The organism is Curtobacterium sp. MCPF17_031, assembly GCF_003234035.1.
GTDB lineage: Bacteria > Actinomycetota > Actinomycetes > Actinomycetales > Microbacteriaceae > Curtobacterium.
The window spans coordinates 38,835-55,542 of the sequence record NZ_QKSG01000007.1 but is presented as its reverse complement, the minus strand read 5'-3'; the positions used below and the strand labels follow the sequence as shown (position 1 = coordinate 55,542).

At 71.2% G+C, this 16,708-nt stretch carries 12 protein-coding genes; 8 read left to right on the top strand and 4 right to left on the bottom strand.

The genetic code is table 11. The features are described from left to right. The first annotated feature begins 201 nt into the window (after positions 1-201). From dnaK to DEJ31_RS11065, 5 genes are all read left to right on the top strand, one after another. Positions 202-2,067 (top strand): molecular chaperone DnaK, encoded by a 1,866-nt coding sequence (gene dnaK, locus DEJ31_RS11085; protein ID WP_110903752.1) that lies wholly within the window; start codon positions 202-204, stop codon positions 2,065-2,067. 3 nt (positions 2,068-2,070) lie between these two features. Then, on the top strand, positions 2,071-2,763 hold the full coding sequence (locus DEJ31_RS17610; RefSeq protein WP_258366270.1) for a nucleotide exchange factor GrpE: 693 nt from the start codon (positions 2,071-2,073) through the stop codon (positions 2,761-2,763). Positions 2,764-2,793: 30 nt separating this feature from the next. After that, positions 2,794-3,804 (top strand): DnaJ C-terminal domain-containing protein, encoded by a 1,011-nt coding sequence (locus DEJ31_RS11075; protein WP_111121872.1) that lies wholly within the window; start codon positions 2,794-2,796, stop codon positions 3,802-3,804. Between the two features lie 110 nt (positions 3,805-3,914). Beyond that, positions 3,915-4,325, top strand: coding sequence for a heat shock protein transcriptional repressor HspR (locus tag DEJ31_RS11070; RefSeq protein ID WP_110903820.1), 411 nt, complete (start codon positions 3,915-3,917; stop codon positions 4,323-4,325). 84 nt (positions 4,326-4,409) lie between these two features. Next, complete coding sequence (locus DEJ31_RS11065) at positions 4,410-6,302, top strand: hypothetical protein (protein WP_111121871.1); 1,893 nt, start codon at positions 4,410-4,412, stop codon at positions 6,300-6,302. A 270-nt stretch (positions 6,303-6,572) separates the two neighbouring features. Here DEJ31_RS11065 and DEJ31_RS11060 read toward each other — a convergent pair whose 3' ends face one another. Further along, on the bottom strand, positions 6,573-7,277 hold the full coding sequence (locus tag DEJ31_RS11060) for a GntR family transcriptional regulator (protein WP_111077470.1): 705 nt from the start codon (positions 7,275-7,277) through the stop codon (positions 6,573-6,575). A gap of 163 nt (positions 7,278-7,440) precedes the next feature. Between DEJ31_RS11060 and DEJ31_RS11055 the strand changes: the two genes are divergently transcribed. Next, positions 7,441-8,592 (top strand): class I SAM-dependent methyltransferase, encoded by a 1,152-nt coding sequence (locus DEJ31_RS11055; RefSeq protein WP_110903748.1) that lies wholly within the window; start codon positions 7,441-7,443, stop codon positions 8,590-8,592. A gap of 120 nt (positions 8,593-8,712) precedes the next feature. On the opposite strand, the gene DEJ31_RS11050 is transcribed toward DEJ31_RS11055, so the two are convergent. The 3 genes from DEJ31_RS11050 to DEJ31_RS11040 all read right to left on the bottom strand — a co-directional run bounded on the left by DEJ31_RS11050 (position 8,713) and on the right by DEJ31_RS11040 (position 12,184). Continuing rightward, entirely contained in the window at positions 8,713-10,707 is a 1,995-nt protein-coding gene (locus tag DEJ31_RS11050) for an Ig-like domain-containing protein (protein ID WP_111121870.1), read from the bottom strand. A gap of 154 nt (positions 10,708-10,861) precedes the next feature. After that, positions 10,862-11,692 carry an aldo/keto reductase gene (locus DEJ31_RS11045; RefSeq protein ID WP_110903746.1) on the bottom strand — a complete coding sequence of 277 codons (831 nt, stop codon included), beginning with the start codon at positions 11,690-11,692 and terminating at the stop codon, positions 10,862-10,864. Positions 11,693-11,761: 69 nt separating this feature from the next. Further along, complete coding sequence (locus DEJ31_RS11040) at positions 11,762-12,184, bottom strand: pilus assembly protein CpaE (protein WP_111121869.1); 423 nt, start codon at positions 12,182-12,184, stop codon at positions 11,762-11,764. 296 nt (positions 12,185-12,480) lie between these two features. Between DEJ31_RS11040 and DEJ31_RS11035 the strand changes: the two genes are divergently transcribed. After that, on the top strand, positions 12,481-15,126 hold the full coding sequence (locus DEJ31_RS11035; protein WP_111121868.1) for a glycoside hydrolase family 2 protein: 2,646 nt from the start codon (positions 12,481-12,483) through the stop codon (positions 15,124-15,126). Between the two features lie 97 nt (positions 15,127-15,223). Then, positions 15,224-16,678 carry a sugar transferase gene (locus DEJ31_RS11030; protein WP_111121867.1) on the top strand — a complete coding sequence of 485 codons (1,455 nt, stop codon included), beginning with the start codon at positions 15,224-15,226 and terminating at the stop codon, positions 16,676-16,678. The last annotated feature ends 30 nt before the right edge of the window (positions 16,679-16,708 follow it).

Below are 16,708 nucleotides of genomic sequence, written 5' to 3'. Positions count from 1 at the left end.
TGTCAGATAGAGAATATCACGTTGATGAAGGCCGGTATGTGGGGCTGCCCAGCCGCCTTGCGTCGCTTGGACGCAACTTCCAGCTCCGGAACTTGACGGGCCTCTCGACGGGAGTAGGGTTGAGCCCAAGGGACGCAAGTCTGTAGACGTCAGCACCACGCGTCGGACCTCCCGGCACCCAATGAAAGGAAGTACCTCCCCATGGGACGTGCAGTAGGAATCGACCTCGGAACCACCAACTCGGTCGTCAGCGTGCTCGAGGGCGGCGAGCCCACCGTCATCGCGAACGCCGAGGGCCTCCGCACCACGCCGTCGATCGTCGCCTTCACGAAGGACGGCGAGGTGCTGGTCGGCGAGACCGCCAAGCGCCAGGCCGTCACGAACGTCGACCGCACCATCGCGAGTGTCAAGCGGCACATCGGTACCGACTGGAAGGTCGACATCGACGGCAAGAGCTACACGCCGCAGGAGATCTCGGCCCGTACCCTCGGCAAGCTCAAGCGCGATGCCGAGCAGTACCTCGGTGAAGACGTCACCGACGCGGTCATCACCGTCCCGGCGTACTTCAACGACGCCGAGCGCCAGGCCACGAAGGACGCCGGCGAGATCGCCGGCCTCAACGTCCTCCGCATCATCAACGAGCCGACCGCGGCCGCGCTGGCGTACGGCCTCGACAAGGGCAAGGAAGACGAGCTCATCCTGGTCTTCGACCTCGGCGGCGGCACGTTCGACGTCTCCCTGCTCGAGGTGGGCAAGGACGACGACTTCTCCACGATCCAGGTCCGCTCGACCTCGGGCGACAACCGCCTGGGCGGCGACGACTGGGACCAGCGCATCGTCGATCACCTGGTCAAGAAGTTCAAGGACGAGCACGGCGTCGACCTGTCCACGGACAAGATCGCCAAGCAGCGTCTGAAGGAAGCCGCCGAGCAGGCGAAGAAGGAACTGTCGAGCCAGCTGAGCGCCAACATCCAGCTGCCGTACCTCACCCTCACGGCGAACGGCCCGCTGAACCTCGACGAGACCATCTCGCGGGCCCAGTTCGAGCAGATGACCTCCGACCTGCTCGACCGCACGAAGAAGCCCTTCAACGACGTCATCAAGGAGGCGGGCGTGTCGGTGAACGACATCGCGCACGTCGTCCTCGTCGGTGGCTCGACCCGTATGCCCGCCGTGGCCGAGGTCGTCAAGTCGCTGACCGGTGGCAAGTCGCCGAACCAGGGCGTCAACCCGGACGAGGTCGTCGCCGTCGGCGCCGCGCTGCAGGCCGGTGTCCTCAAGGGTGAGCGCAAGGACGTCCTGCTCATCGACGTCACCCCGCTCTCGCTCGGCATCGAGACCAAGGGCGGCCTGATGACGAAGCTCATCGACCGCAACACCGCGATCCCGACCAAGCGCAGCGAGACCTTCACGACCGCTGACTCGAACCAGCCGTCGGTCGCCATCCAGGTCTTCCAGGGCGAGCGCGACTTCACGCGCGACAACAAGGCGCTCGGCACCTTCGAGCTGACCGGCATCGCCCCGGCGCCCGCGGGCATCCCGCAGATCGAGGTCACGTTCGACATCGACGCCAACGGCATCGTGCACGTGTCCGCGAAGGACAAGGGCACCGGCAAGGAGCAGTCGATGGTCATCTCCGGCGGCTCGTCGCTGCCGAAGGAGGACATCGAGCGCATGGTCCGCGAGGCCGAGGAGCACGCCGCCGAGGACAAGGCCCGCCGCGAAGCCAGTGAGCGTCGCAACCAGGCCGAGCAGCTCGCGTACTCGATCGAGAAGCTCATCAAGGAGAACGACGAGAAGCTCCCGGCGGACGTCAAGTCCGAGGTGCAGGCCGACGTCGACGCGCTGAAGTCGGCCCTCGCGGGAGACGACGACGACGCGGTGAAGACCGCCTTCGACAAGCTGAACGAGTCGCAGGGCAAGATCGGCCAGGCCATCTACGCCCAGGACCAGTCGGCCGCCGCTGCCGGTCCGGAAGCGGGCGCGGAGGGTCAGACCGCCGGTGACGACGAGGACATCGTGGACGCCGAGGTCGTGGACGACGAGGACGACAAGGACAAGAAGTAACCGATGGCTGACTCCAACAACGCTGACGGCAACGTGCACGACGAGAACGTCGACGACGCCCAGGAGCCGCAGGTCGAGGGCGATGTCACCGACGCGACGGCACCCGAGGACCTGATCGAGGCCGAGGGCCCCGACGTCGAGGTCCCGACGGACGCGCCATCCGCGGCGGACGAGAACCCGGCAGACGGGAGTCCGGCGGACGACCTCAGCCCTGAGGACGAGGCCCTGCTCGCCGACGCCGCGTCCGGCATCGCCGAGGACCGCCTGTCCCCGTCCGACCGCGACCTGGTCGCCGAGATGCGCGCGGACATGCTCCGTGCACAGGCGGAGCTGGTGAACTTCCGGAAGCGCGTCGAGCGCGACCGTGAGGCCAATCGCGAGGTGGCGATCGCCGAGGTGGTGCGTGCACTCCTCCCCGCGCTCGACGACCTGACCCGCGCCGAGGCGCACGGGGACCTGCCCGAGGGCCCCATGCAGGTCATCGGCCAGAAGATCCGCGCCGGGTTCGACAGGTTCAAGCTCGTGCAGATCGGTGAGAAGGGCGAGACCTTCGACCCGAACATCCACGAGGCGATCGTCCAGCTCCCGACACCGGGTGCCACCGGTCAGACGGTCGCGGACGTCGTCGAACCGGGCTACAAGCTCGGCGAGCGTGTGCTCCGTGCGGCCAAGGTCGCCGTGGCGGTCCCGGCCTGAGGGCCGGCATCGGAAGAGGGGAGGTGAGCCGTGGCCAGTCAGGACTGGTTCGACAAGGACTTCTACGCGGTCCTCGGGGTGTCCAAGGACGCCTCTGAGGCCGACCTGAAGAAGACCTACCGGAAGCTCGCGCGGCAGTACCACCCGGACTCCAACCCGGGTGACGCTGCTGCCGAGTCGAAGTTCAAGGAGATCAGCGAGGCGTACTCCGTGCTCTCCGACAAGGAGCAGCGCAAGGAGTACGACCAGGTCCGCGCGATGGGTTCCGGGGCCCGCTTCACGGCGGGCGGACCGGGCGGCCAGGGCGGCTTCGAGGACGTCTTCGGTGGCATGTTCGGCGGCGGCGGCGGCCAGGGCGGGGGCGGACAGCGCGTCCGCTTCGGTCAGGGCGGCGGCGGTGCCGGCGGCTTCGAGGACATCCTCGGCGGCATGTTCGGCGGTGGCGGCTTCGGCCAGAACACCGGCGGCTTCCGTGGCTTCGGCGGCCCGACGAAGGGGCGCGACGTCACCGCGACGACGACGCTCGACCTCGCCACCGCCGTCGCCGGTGACACCGTCAAGCTCGCGCAGGGCAACGGCCGGCCGGTGAACGTCCGCATCCCCGCGGGCGTCGCCGACGGCCAGAAGATCCGGCTGCGCGGTCGTGGTGAGCAGAGCCCCGACGGCGGTGAGGCCGGTGACCTCGTGGTCACCGTCACGGTGCGGAAGCACCCGGTGTTCGAGCGAGACGGCCTCAACCTGCGGGTCGACGTGCCGGTCACCTTCGTGGAGGCCGCGCTCGGCGCGACGATCGAGGTCCCGACCCTCGGTGGCGCGCCGGTCAAGCTCCGCGTCGCGCCCGGCACGCCGTCCGGACGGGTCCTCCGCGTCAAGGGCCGCGGCGTCACGACCAAGAACGGCACGGGTGACCTGCTCGCCACCGTCCAGGTCGCGGTGCCGTCGCACCTGTCGGACAAGGCGCGCGAGGCGCTCGACGCCCTCGCCGCAGCCCTGCCCGACGAAGACCCGCGCGAGGACCTGCTCGCCAAGGCGCGCGGCTAGCGTCACGCACCACATCACCACCAGACCCGGCCGGGAGGCTCGGTGCGGCTCCGTCAGGAACCCGCACCGAGCCTCCCGTCAGTCCCGCTAGGAGCGCTCAGATGGCCGACATGGACGAGACCTCGCCCGTCTTCGCGATCGCGGTCGCCGCCGAGTTGGCGGAGATGCACCCGCAGACACTGCGGCAGTACGACCGGCTCGGCCTGGTCGTCCCCGGACGGACCCGCGGCGGGTCCCGTCGGTACTCGATGCGGGACGTCGCGCAGCTGCGGGAGATCGCGCGGCTGGGATCCGAGGGGGTGTCGCTGGAGGGGATCCGGCGTGTCCTGGACCTGGAGAACGAGAACCGCGCGCTCCGGACTCGGGTCCGGGAGCTCGAGCGCGCCCTCGCCGACCAGTTGATCAGCCGTCCGGGCGCTCGGGTGTTCGCCGCGACGACGACCGGGGCGGCGGTGCCGCTCCGTGCCGGGATGCGGCCGCAGCGCAACACGGCGGTCGTGCTCTACCGGCCCCAGCGCTGAGTGATATACCGAATTTGTAGCGCATCCTGATCCTCCCTACGGTGTGCCCTGGCTCGGACCGAGTCATGACACGAGGAGGAGTCCATGCGCATCACGACCATCGCGATGGCCGCCACGGCGGTCGTCGTCTCCGCATTGGTGGCCGGAGGGCCGGCGTCGGCGACGACCACATCGGCGCCGCCGGGATCGACCAGGACGGTCGCGAACACGCCGACGGGCGTCAGCCTGACGCCGATCGACGACCGGACCTACCGGGTCACCGGGAAGCCACGCTGCGGGTTGTTCGAGACGACCTGTCAGATCCACGTCGGGAACGTCGGCGGTGACTACCACTGGGACGGTGGCACGTCGACCGCGACCTTCGCCGGGTGGCGGTACGGCGAGACCCGGACCCCCCGGTTCTGGACCTACGCCTGCCTGATCGGGTGCAAGAACTCGGCGACGGTGAGCAGCTCACCGGTCACGCGGCCGTACCCGCAGCGGGCGATCACCGCGCAGGTCGCGTCGAAGGACGACGTGGGACGGACCGCTCGGATCACCGGAACGGCGATGGGGAAGGCGAGCATCCGGTTGAACGGCCGTCAGGTCGCCACCGCGAGCGACGCCGGGACGGGGACGTGGGAGACGACCGTCACAGGGCTGCAGGTCGGGAAGAACACGCTGGTCTTCCAGCAGTACGTCGACGGGCAGTACCGGGACCAGACGTCGGTGACGGTGACGATCACCGACCCGGCGAAGCCGGGGCGGATCACCGGCAACGTCGGCACGGCGGACCTGCCGCGCGGTGCCACGACGACGGTGTACGCGGGCTACACCGCGCAGTCCGCCTTCACGACGCCCACCGGCACCCTGGTCTTCACGGCGCCCGAGGGCACCACGTTCGCGCCGGGCCAGGACCGGCAGACCGGTCAGTACCGGGACGGGACCACCTGGAAGGACTTCGGCGGCGACTCGCTCGTCAGCGGATCCCGCTCGGCCGACGGCAGGACGTACTCGTTCTCCCTCGGCAGCCGGAACTGGGCGATCGCCGCGGGTCAGCAGTTCCGCTTCGCGATGCGGATCGAGACGCCGATCGGCGTCACGACGACGACGAGCTCGCTGCGGGGCACGCTCGCCGGTTCCGTCGCCGCGGGCACCTTCGACACGACCGCGACCGTGACGACCACGGTCACCGGCGCGGGCCTGCAGGCGACCGTGGAGGACGTCGACGTGGTGGACGGCACCGCGACCCTCGTCGGCACCGCACCGGCGGGCACGACGTCGGTGGAGGTCACCTGGAAGCGCGACGGCACCGAGGTCACCCGGTCGGTCACGCCCTCGTCGACCGGCTCCTGGAACTTCGGTCTCACCGGTCTGGCAAACGGGACGAACCCCGTCCACCTGGTCGCTCGGAAGGGCAGCGAAGAGGTCGCGAGCGCCGACGTCGACGTCCGGCTGGTCATCGCCGCGCTGACCGCTTCGGCCCAGTTCCCGGCGGACGTCTCGGAGCGTGCGACGGTGGCGGGACGAGGGCAGCCGGGCGCCCGGGTCGAGGTCCGGGACGGCGCCCGTGTCGTCGTCGGCACCACGGTCGGCGAGGACGGCAACTGGACGGTCTCGGTGCCGGCTCCGGGTCGCGGGGGCGTGTTCGCGCTCCAGGTCGTCCAGCGGGTCCGCAGCCAGGACACCGACACCGTGCCGGTGCGCCTGGACTACGGCGCGGCCGTGCGCATCACGTCTCCCGGCGACGGGTTCCCCGTGTCGCCCGTCTGGCCGGAGGTGCGGATCGCCGGGGTGGCCGCGCCGGGAGCTGCGATCGACCTCGGTGAACAGGGCGGGGTCGTCGACGGTCTCGGGCACACCGTGGCCGACGGCGACGGTCGTTGGGTCATCCGGACGCCGGCGCTCGAGGCCCGCGACCACGTGGTCGTGGCGACGGCGACGTCGAAGGGCGCGAACACGACGACCTCGAGCGTGCGGTTGGTCGCCGAGCGCTGACCGTCCTGACGCCCCGGCCGCGGTCGTCGCCCTCGAGCGACGACCGCGGCCGGGCGTTCTGCTGCTCAGGCGTCAGGCGTCAGGCGTCAGGCGTCAGGCGTCAGGCGTCGGGCGGAGGGTCGAGCAGGGCGCGGAGTGCGCTGGGGGACGACGAGCACGGCGGGACGCCGGTCGGCGCCTCGTCCGACGGGGCGCACCGCGTTCGCCGTGCCCCCGGACGACGCGCACGGACGGCATCGATCACCGCTCGCATGCACTCACCGCACACGGTCAGCGGTCCGTCCGGTCTGCTCCGGTGCGCTGCCCGTCGTCGACCTGCGGGCTGCTGCGGTCCGGGTCCGGCAGCATGTGGACAGCCCAGGTGGCGCGCTCGGCGAGTCGACCGTCCCTGCTGTCCACCGCGATCCGGAGCGCGACGACGCCGTTCCGGATGTGTTCCCACGGCAGCGACTCGTGCAGACGGTCGCTGCGCAGCCGGAAGGTCAGGCCGTCGAGTGACGCGCGGAGCGCCGCCGACAGCATCGGGTTCCGGCATTCGCTGATGAACGTCCGGTAGACCGGGGTCGCCGCGTCCGCCGTCGCCCGCCAGCCCGGTGTCTGCATGCAGTCGAGCAGGACCCCGAGTCGTCGGAACAGCGCGGCGCGGTTCTGGTCGCTGAGCGTCGGGACGGAGACGCGCACCAGTCCGCCGAACAGCAGCCCGAGGGCCTGCAGCGCCGGCAGGACGTCCTCGTCCCGCGGGACGGCGACCCGCGTGTACCGGTTCGCGCAGAACTCGACCAGCCCCAGGCGGTCGAGGTCGGCGAGGGCCTCGCGGACCGGCGTCCGGGAGCACCCGAGCCGCTCGGCCAGTTCGTCGTCGTCCAACCGGTCGCCCGGGCGCAGCCGCCCGCTCATGATCTCGCTGCGGAGCCGGTCACGGGCGACGTCGCGGAGCAGCTTCCTCGTCCCGGCCCTGGGTCGCGGTGCGAACATCTACCCCTCCCGCTGCGTCCTGGAGCCGGTGGACCCGACCTCCCCTGAGCGTAGGAGTCCTGCTCACACTTGTCGCGTGTGATATACCGGACGCCGTTGCGACCTGCGCCACGCGACGGCCCGGCCGGGGGAGGGCCGGGGTGGCGTCGGTACGCTCGGGGACATGTCCGCTTCCGACTTCGTCGACCATTTCCGGCGCCACCCCCGGGAACAGGGACCGGACCTCATCGCCATCGAGGGCACCGACCGGTTCCTGCTCGACGAGGCTCCGCACGTGCACGGCGACGCGCTCCGCCATCCTGGCGCCGTCACGGTCGTCGACGACCGGTACGGAGTCCTCACGCTCGGGGTGCTCGCGCTGCACGGCGCGAGCGACGTCCGGGTGGTGCAGGACTCGCTCGTCGGGGAACGCGCGCTGGAAGCGAGCGCCGGGACCTTCGGACGTCGCGGGTTCCACCACCCGGAGGGGTTCGAGGAGTCGTTCCGGGACGCCCGGCTCGTCCTGCTCCGGCTCACCAAGTCGCACGACCGGCTCGACGAGGTCGCCCGCGCGGTCGCCCGGTACGCGGCACCGGACGTGGTGCTGCTGTGCGGTGGCCGGACCAAGTACATGTCGCTGTCGCAGAACGACGTCCTCCGCCGGTCCTTCGGTGAGGTCGTGGCGAGTCGAGGGCGCGGGAAGTCACGCCTGCTCATCGCCTCCGACCCGTTGCGCGCGGCTGCTGCCCGTGCCGACGTCACCGATCCCTGGCCGCGCCGCGTGCACCAGGACGAGCTCGGGATCACGGTCGCCGCTCACGGTGGCGTGTTCGCCGGTGCGACGCTCGACCTGGGGACCCGGGTGCTCCTCGACGCGCTCGACGACGCCGTCCCGGAGGCCCGCCAGGTCGTCGACCTCGGCTGCGGCAACGGGGTGATCGCCACCGTGGTGGCTCGACGACGCCCGCGGGTGCACGTCGTCGCGACGGACGTGTCGGCCGCGGCCGTCGCCTCCACACGGATGACCGCGGACCTGAACGGCGTCGGGGACCGGGTGCGCACCGTCCGGAGCGACGCCGGTGACGAACTCGACGAGGACGGCGCCGACCTGGTGCTCTGCAACCCGCCCTTCCACGCGGACACGACGGTGTCGACCGACGCGGCGGAGGCGATGTTCCGGAACGCGGCGTCGGTGCTGCGCGCCGGTGGCGAACTCTGGACGGTGTGGAACTCGCACCTGCGGTACCGCCCGGTGCTCGAGCGGGTCGTCGGACCGACCCGGCAGGTCGTCCGCACCGCGAAGTTCACCGTGACTGCGTCGGTCGCGCAGCCCTGATCGGGCGGGCCCCGTGGAGCCAGCGCGCCAGACGTGGTGAGTCACCGGCACGGGAGGCCCGGATGACGGACGACGGCCCCGTCCTGCGTCGGCAGGACGGGGCCGTTGCAACGGTCAGCGTCAGATGGTGACGGTGACCTGGGTCGAGAGCCCGCCCGAGACGATCGTGAGGACGTGCTCGCCCGCGGTCAGGCCGGTCACCGTCAGGTGCCCGGCGCCGTGCGCGCCGATGGTGCCGTAGGCGAGGAGGTTGCCGTCGGCGTCCTCCGCCTGCAGCCCGCCGATGCCGGAGGCCGGGCCCCAGGCGTCGATCTCGGCGCTGCCGGTCAGCGCGCTGGAGCTGACGACCGCGGCCGTCACCTGGTCGGACGGGTGCGCTCCGTCGCCGATCACGACGTCCTGCTCCGCCGAACGGTTGCCGTTCGTCGAGGTGACGTGCGCCGTCGTGGTCGTCGCCGCAGGTGCCGGCACGACGACGGACGCCAGGCCCTGGTCTCCGATCGTGACGCGCTCGGTCACGCCGTTCGCGACGACGGTGACCTCCGTGCCCTCGGCGCCGGAGAGGCCGAGTACCACGTCGGCGTCATCGAGGCGCGTCGTGCTGACCTGGACCTCGGCCGGGGCCGGGGTCTCGTCGCCGTCGCCGCCGCCGGGCTGTTCGCCCTCGCCGGAGCCCGGCTCCTCGCCGGAGCCCGGCTCCTCGCCGGCGTCCGTGTCGTAGTGCAGCGTGTACGGGGAGGACGCCCATTTGCCGCCCTGCTCCTGGTACTGCACCGAGAGCGTGTTCACGCCCTCACGGAGGTCCTCGTCGAAGGTGAGCCGGAAGTCACCCTCGGCGTCGGAGGACCCGAACGCGTAGGTCGTGCCGTTCTCGTCCTGCACCGAGATGCGGCGGTACGAGCCGACCGTGGCGCCCTCGATCGTCGGCCGCGGGTCGGTGACCGTCGAACCATCGGCCGGCGTCGTGATCCGGAAGGCATCGGTCCGTGCGACGCGGGTGACCTCCTGGGTGACACGCTTCGTCCAGCTGCCGTCGGGGTTCTCGAACGAGACGGCGATGTCGTTGCCGCCGAGCTGGAGCGTGCCCTCGAGGGTGACCTCCCAGCTGCCGTCGGCGTCGGCGGTCGCGACCCCGAGCGTCTCGCCGCTCGCGGTCTGGACGGCGACGCGACCGTCGGGGCGGCCGTGGCCGGTGAAGGTCGGCTGCGCCGTCCGGACCGTCGCACCGGCGGCGGGGCTCGTGACGTCGTAGACCGGCGCCTGGGCCTCGCCGGAGCCGTCGCCGGGTGCGGGGGTCTCTTCGCCGGAGCCGTCGCCGGGTGCGGGGGTCTCTTCGCCGGAGCCGTCGCCGGGTGCGGGGGTCTCTTCGCCCGAGCCGGCCTCGGAGTCAGTGGACGCCAGGGCCCAGTTGCTCGTCGCGAACTCGTCGTGGTCGTGGGTGTCCGCCGGGATCGCGTCGTTCACCGTGCGGACGAAGGCCTGCTCGGCGGTGGCGCCGCCCGGGATCCGGATCCGGAAGCTGCCGTCGGTGTCCGTGTCCGTCTCGGTGAGCACGGAGGTGCGGTCGATCGAGGACTCGACCCGTGCCTCCCGGTTGGTGTGCCCGGCCACGACGAGGTCGTCGCCGTCCCGGGTCACCGACTCGATGGTCGGTGTCGCGGCGTACGCGTCGAGTTCCGCCTGGGTGGGCGTGCTGTAGGTGCCGTTCGCCTTCACGACGGCTGCCGTGATCGTCTGCGGACCGGAGACGAGCGGTTCGAGCTCGCAGCTGTAGAGGTTCGGTCGGTCCGCCGCCGCCGAGCCGATGCAGAGCACGTTCCCGGACGCATCGACGATCTTCAGCGTGCCGTTCGCGACGGTGCTCGTGACCTGGGCCTCCGGGGTGGCCTGGCTGGTGACGAACAGGCGGTTGCCGTTCCGCTCGTCCTGGGCGGCCACCCCCTGGATCTTCGCGATGCTGGTGCGGCTGTCCGTGATCGGGCGCTCGGCGGTCGCACCCGGGATCGCGGGGGCGTCCGACGATGCGGTCGCGGCGGAGGCGACGGCCGGGACGAAGCCGGCGGCGAGCACGAGGCCGAAGGCTGCTCCGGCGGTGGCTCGGTTGATCTTGCGCATGGTTCCCTTCCTGTCCACGCGGAGCGCATGGACAGGCTGTATGTTGCATGCAATATGCTGGTGATATCTCGAATGCAATGCGCATCCGTGGACAACACCGGAACGCACGAAAGCCCCGACCATCGGGCCGGGGCTCTCCTCGTTCCGCGATGGATCAGGCCGGGACGAAGTCGAACGTGTCGGGGTCGGGGCCCGTGCGGTGCCCCTTGTCGAGCGTCGAGATGTCGGTCATGTCCTCGTCCGAGAGCTCGAAGTCGAAGATCGCGAAGTTCTCCTCGACGCGCGAACGGGTGACCGACTTCGGGAACACGATGTCGCCGCGCTGGATGTGCCAGCGGAGGACCACCTGTGCCGGCGTCTTGCCCGTGGCACCGGCGATGCGGGTGATGGTCTCGTCGTCGAGCACGAGGCCCTGCGCGATCGGCGACCAGGCCTCGGTCGCGATGCCGAGCTCGGTGTCCACCGCGCGCAGCTCGTCCTGCGTCAGGTACGGGTGCACCTCGATCTGGTTCACGGCGGGCGTCACGGTCGTCTCGGCGATGAGTCGGCGCAGGTGGTGCGCCTGGAAGTTCGAGACGCCGATCGAGCGAGCGGTGCCGGCGGCGTAGAGCTCCTCGAGCGCCTTCCACGTCGGGACGAAGTCCGAGACGGTCGGCAGCGGCCAGTGGATGAGGAACAGGTCGGTGTAGCCACCGAGCAGCTCGGCCGACTTCCTGCCGTTCTCCAGGGCTGCTTCGGGAGCGTGGAAGCCGTTGTTCAGCTTCGAGGTGACGAAGATCTCCGAGCGGTCGATGCCGGATTCGGCGATGGCCTCGCCGACCTCCTTCTCGTTGCCGTACATCTCGGCGGTGTCGATGTGGCGGTAGCCGACCTCGAGCGCGGCGAGGGTCGCTGCCTTCGTCTCGGAGGGGTCGATCTGGAAGACGCCGAAGCCGAGCTGCGGGATCGTGCGTCCGTCGTTGAGCGTGATGTTCGGAACGGTCATGCCTCCAGACAACACCCGTGGCCCCACGAGTCGTCCCCGGGTTCCCAGGCGGGCTGGTCCGTCCCGGTGCTACTCGAGCGCGGCGGTGATGTAGGCGGCCAACGCCTGCGCGTAGGAGATCGCCGGGTCGACGGCCGCGAAGGAGCGGTGTTCGCCGGCGATCACGGCCGTCACCGTCCACACCGTCCGGTCGTCCGTCCCGGACCCACGGGTGAGCCCCACGAACGACGGACCGAGGAGTTCCCGGAGCTGGTCCTCCCGGGGCAGCCACAGCGACTCGGCGGCCGAGACCGAGTCGAGCGCCCACTCCGTCGTCCCGTTGAAGCCCAGGAACGTCCCGGTCGGGTGGTCGTGCCGCTCGACGGTCATCTCCGACACCGTGTAGACGTCGTCGTCGACCCCCGGCTTGTCGATCACGAAGCGGTCGCCGGTCTCCGGGTGCCACCGGAGACCGGCGTCACGCAGGGAGCGGGCGAGTTCGACACTGATCATGCGCCCCAGCCTGGCACTCGACCGTCGGAGTCGACCGGGAGGCGCGGGGCCGGGATCGCGCTCTCCTCGCGCACTCGGGACGACGTGGACCGGTTCCGGACCTGGATGACGGACAGCCGTACTAGCATCACCGAGCATCCCGCGTGCGGTCGCCCGTCGATCCACGTGCGTGACGCGACGACCGCCGGGGGACCGGTGCCGAGCCTCCCGGCCGTGGCCGACGGGGGTGGCGGACCGGGGGACGACGTCCCGGACCGCGGTCGACGCGGACCGACCCCCAGCAGAGAAGGACCCGCATGACCCTCGAACGCGAGGAACTCCGCGACGACTGGACCGTGTCCGCGGCCGAGGAAGGGGGACGCGGGAGCGTCCCCGACGCCGTCCGTGGCCGGGCGCTCACGGCGACGGTCCCGGGCCAGGTGCACACCGACCTCGAGCGCGAGGGGCTGCTGCCGGACCCGACTTCCGACCGCAACGAGGCGACGACGGCGTGGGTCGGGCAGACCGACTGGCTGTACCGCCGGACCGTCGACGTGGACCCGCGCGGGTTCGAGCGGGTCGACCTGGTCTGCGACGGCCTGGACACCGTCGCCACCCTGACCCTCGACGGCGTGCAGGTCGGCACGACGCGCAACATGCACCGGCGCTACCGGTTCGACCTGCTCGACATGACCGACGGCACGAACGCCAGCACCGACCGCGAACTGGAGATCCTGTTCGAGTCGCCGTACCGCGAGGCCGAGCGGGTGGCAGCGCGTGCGGGCACGATGCCGGGGCCGTACGACGAGCCGTTCCCGTACGTGCGCAAGATGGCCTCGAACTTCGGCTGGGACTGGGGCCTGACCGCCGTCACGAGCGGGCCGTGGCGCCCGGTCGCCATCGAGCGCTGGTCCACCGCTCGGCTGCGTGACGTCCGTCCCCTCGTGGACGTCGAGGCCGGCGAGGGTGTCCTCGACGCGCACGTCGCGTTCGAGCGCTCCGGTATGAACGACCTGGACCAGGACGGCGAGGACGACGACCTGGTGCTCGTCGTCACGGTGTCGGGCCACGGGACGAAGCAGCGCTCGCGCGTCACCGTGACGCCGAAGGAGGACGAGGCCGTCGTGACGGTCCGGATCCCGGACGCCGAACTGTGGTGGCCCCGCGGGTACGGCCCGCAGCCGCTGTACGACGTCGAGGTGCACCTGCAGACCGTCGACGGCGACGTGCTCGACCGCTCGTCGTTCCGGACGGGCTTCCGCTCGGTGGTCGTCGACACGGCCGAGGACTCCGTCGGACGGCCGTTCGCGATCCGTGTGAACAGCACCGTCATCGACGTCCGCGGGGTGAACTGGATCCCGGACGACGTGATCGTCTCGCGGGTCACGAAGGAGCGGTACGCCGAGCGCCTCGACGCCGCCGTGGCCCTGAACGCGAACCTCGTCCGGGTCTGGGGCGGCGGCGTGTACGAGTCGCACGACTTCTACCAGCGCTGCGACGAGCTGGGGTTGCTCGTGTGGCAGGACTTCCTGTTCGCCTGTGCCTCGTACCCCGAGATCGAGCCGATCCGCAGCGAGGTCGTCGCCGAGGCACGGGACAACGTCGCTCGCCTGTCGCGGCACCCGTCCCTGGTGGTCTGGAACGGGAACAACGAGAACATCTGGCTGCACGACGCCGACGGCTGGGGCGAGGAACTCGGCGACCGCGGCTGGGGACTCGACTACTACCTGGACCTGCTGCCGACGATCGTGGACGCGGTGGACCCCTCCCGCTTCTACACGGTGGCCTCGCCCTGGTCGGGCTCGGAGTCGCTCGAACCGAACGACGTGGACCACGAGACGCACCACTCGTGGGACGTCTGGAACCGGGTGTCCGACGAGCACTACCGGGACTCGGTCCCGCGCTTCGTGGCGGAGTTCGGCTGGCAGGCGCCCCCCGCGTGGCGGACCCTGCGCGAGGCCGTGACCGACGAACCGATGACCCCGACGTCGCCGGGTGTGGTGCACCACCAGAAGGCCGACGACGGCATGGGCAAGTTGGCCCGTGGCCTCGAACCGCGCTTCGGCGAGGGTTGGGAGTCGGACTTCGACCGGTGGCACTGGGTGACGCAGCTGCAGCAGTCCCGCGCCATCGCGACCGGCGTCGAGCACTGGCGGACGCACTGGCCGCGCAACACCGGCGTCATCGTGTGGCAGCTCAACGACCTGTGGTCGGTCTCGTCGTGGTCCGCCATCGACTCCGCGGGCCGCCGCAAGCCGCTCGCGCACGAACTGCGTCGCCTGTACGACGACGTGCTGGTGACGATCCGGCCGGTCTCGACCGTGGTCACCGCGGTGACGCCGCTCGCCCCGGGTACGGAGCGGGTCGACCGGTCGGGAGGCGCGCACCCGCCGACCGCGCAGCTGCCGGTCTCCGACACGGCCGGCGCCCCGATCGAGGTCGCGGTGCGCTCGTCGCGGAACGGCATCGACTCCGTCGTCCGGGTGCGGCGCATCGACCTCGCCGGGCAGATCCTGGCCGAGGAGTACCTGCCGGTGGTCCTCGACGGCCCCGGGGTCGCCGTGGTGCGCCTGCCGGCCTCCGTCGGCGTGGTCGCGGATGCGCGTGGTGAGCTCGTCGTGGCGGACATGGACTGGCGTCGGGCCGTCTGGACGCCCGCCCCGGACCGGGACATGCGCTGGCAGCCCGCGCACTACCGTGTGACGGTCTCGGACGAGCCGGACCGCTCCGGCGTGCGGATGGTCGTGGAGGCGGACTCGCTCGTACGGGACCTGCTCGTGCAGCCGGACCGGGTGTCACCGACGGGCACCGTCGACCGTGGGTTCATGACGCTCCTGCCGGGTGAGCGGGTGGAGTACCGCGTCGGCGGGGTGACGGGCGCGGACGCAGCGGCCCTGACCTCGGCGCCGGTGCTCTGGACGCTCGACCGGGTGCTGGCCGATGACGGACCGATCGCCATGTGAGATGTCGGGGGTGATATGCTGGACTCCTGTGTGGTGACCACGACGGCGGTTCCACGCAAGCCGGCCGCAGCACGGCCGTGCTCGAGCTGGAGGCCCGATGTCCAACACCCTCACCCGTCCGGTCGACGAGAGCGTCGTCGCGCACGCTCACCCGCGTCTCCGCGCGGTCCGGATCGGCATGGCCGTGACAGACCTGCTCGTCCTGATCGCTGCCTTCGTCACCGCCCAGGCCGTCCGCTCCCCGTCGGAGACGCCGACGTCGCACGGTGACGTCGGCTGGCTCGTGGGGGCGCTGACCGTCCTGCTGTGGGCGGTGCTGCTCACGACGATGCGGACCCGCGACCCCCGCATCATCGGTCTGGGCGGGGACGAGTACCGACGGCTGCTGACCGCGTGCCTCACCACGGGCGGTGCGCTTGCCGTGACCGCCTTCCTGCTGGACCTGGACATCGCCCGTGGCTACGTCGCCGTCGCGTTCCCGGTCGCCCTCGTCCTGCTCGTCCTCGGCCGCAGGGCGTGGCGCACGGTGCTCGTCCACCGCCGAGCCGCTGGCCACCACCTGGTCGACGTCCTGCTCGTGGGCGACCTGGACGACGTCGAGTACGTCGGGAGCCGCATCCTCGCGACCCCGGCGGCCGGCTACCGCGTGCGGGGCGTCCTCACCGACACGCTGCCGTTCGGGCGGTCGGCAGCGATCGGGCCGACCGAGACGAGCGTGCTCGGCGGTGTCGACGACGTCCTCCAGGTCGCTGGCCAGACGGCCGTCGGCGCTGTCGTCTTCACCGGGGCGATCGCTGGCGGCCACGAACGACTGCGCCGACTCGGCTGGGAACTCGAGCGAGCGGGGGTCGAACTCGTCGTGTCCTCGCCACTCGTCGACGTCGCTGCCGCACGGGTGCACCACCGCGCCGTCGACGGTCTGCCGCTCATGCACGTCGAGACGCCGGACTACACGCGGCGGATGAGCAAGCGCCTCTTCGACGTCGTCGGCGCCGCGTGCGGACTGTTGGTCCTCGCTCCGGTGGCAGCGGTCATCGCCGTCGCGATCCGCCTCGATGACGGTGGTCCGGTCCTGTTCCGTCAGCACCGAGTCGGCCGCGGCGGCGTGGAGTTCCCGATCGTCAAGTTCCGGACGATGTGCGTCGACGCGGAGGCCCGGAAGGCCGAGTTGCTCTCCGCGGACGAGGGTGCCGGCCCGCTCTTCAAGGTGCACGCCGACCCGCGGGTCACCAGGGTCGGGGCGTTCCTCCGTCGTACGTCCCTCGACGAGTTGCCGCAGCTCTGGAACGTCCTGACCGGCTCGATGAGCCTGGTCGGGCCTCGTCCGGCCCTGCCGTGCGAGGTCGCGGTGTACGCGGACTTCGCCGAGCGTCGCCTGCTGGTGACTCCGGGCATCACCGGGCTCTGGCAGGTGAGCGGCCGTTCGGACCTGGACTGGGCCGAGGGGGTCCGGCTCGACCTGCACTACGTCGAGAACTGGTCCTTCCTGCACGACCTCGTCATCCTGGCGCGGACCGTCCCGTCGGTGCTGCGATCGCGCGGCGCCTACTGATCCCACGCTGCCGGATGCACGGCGACCCTG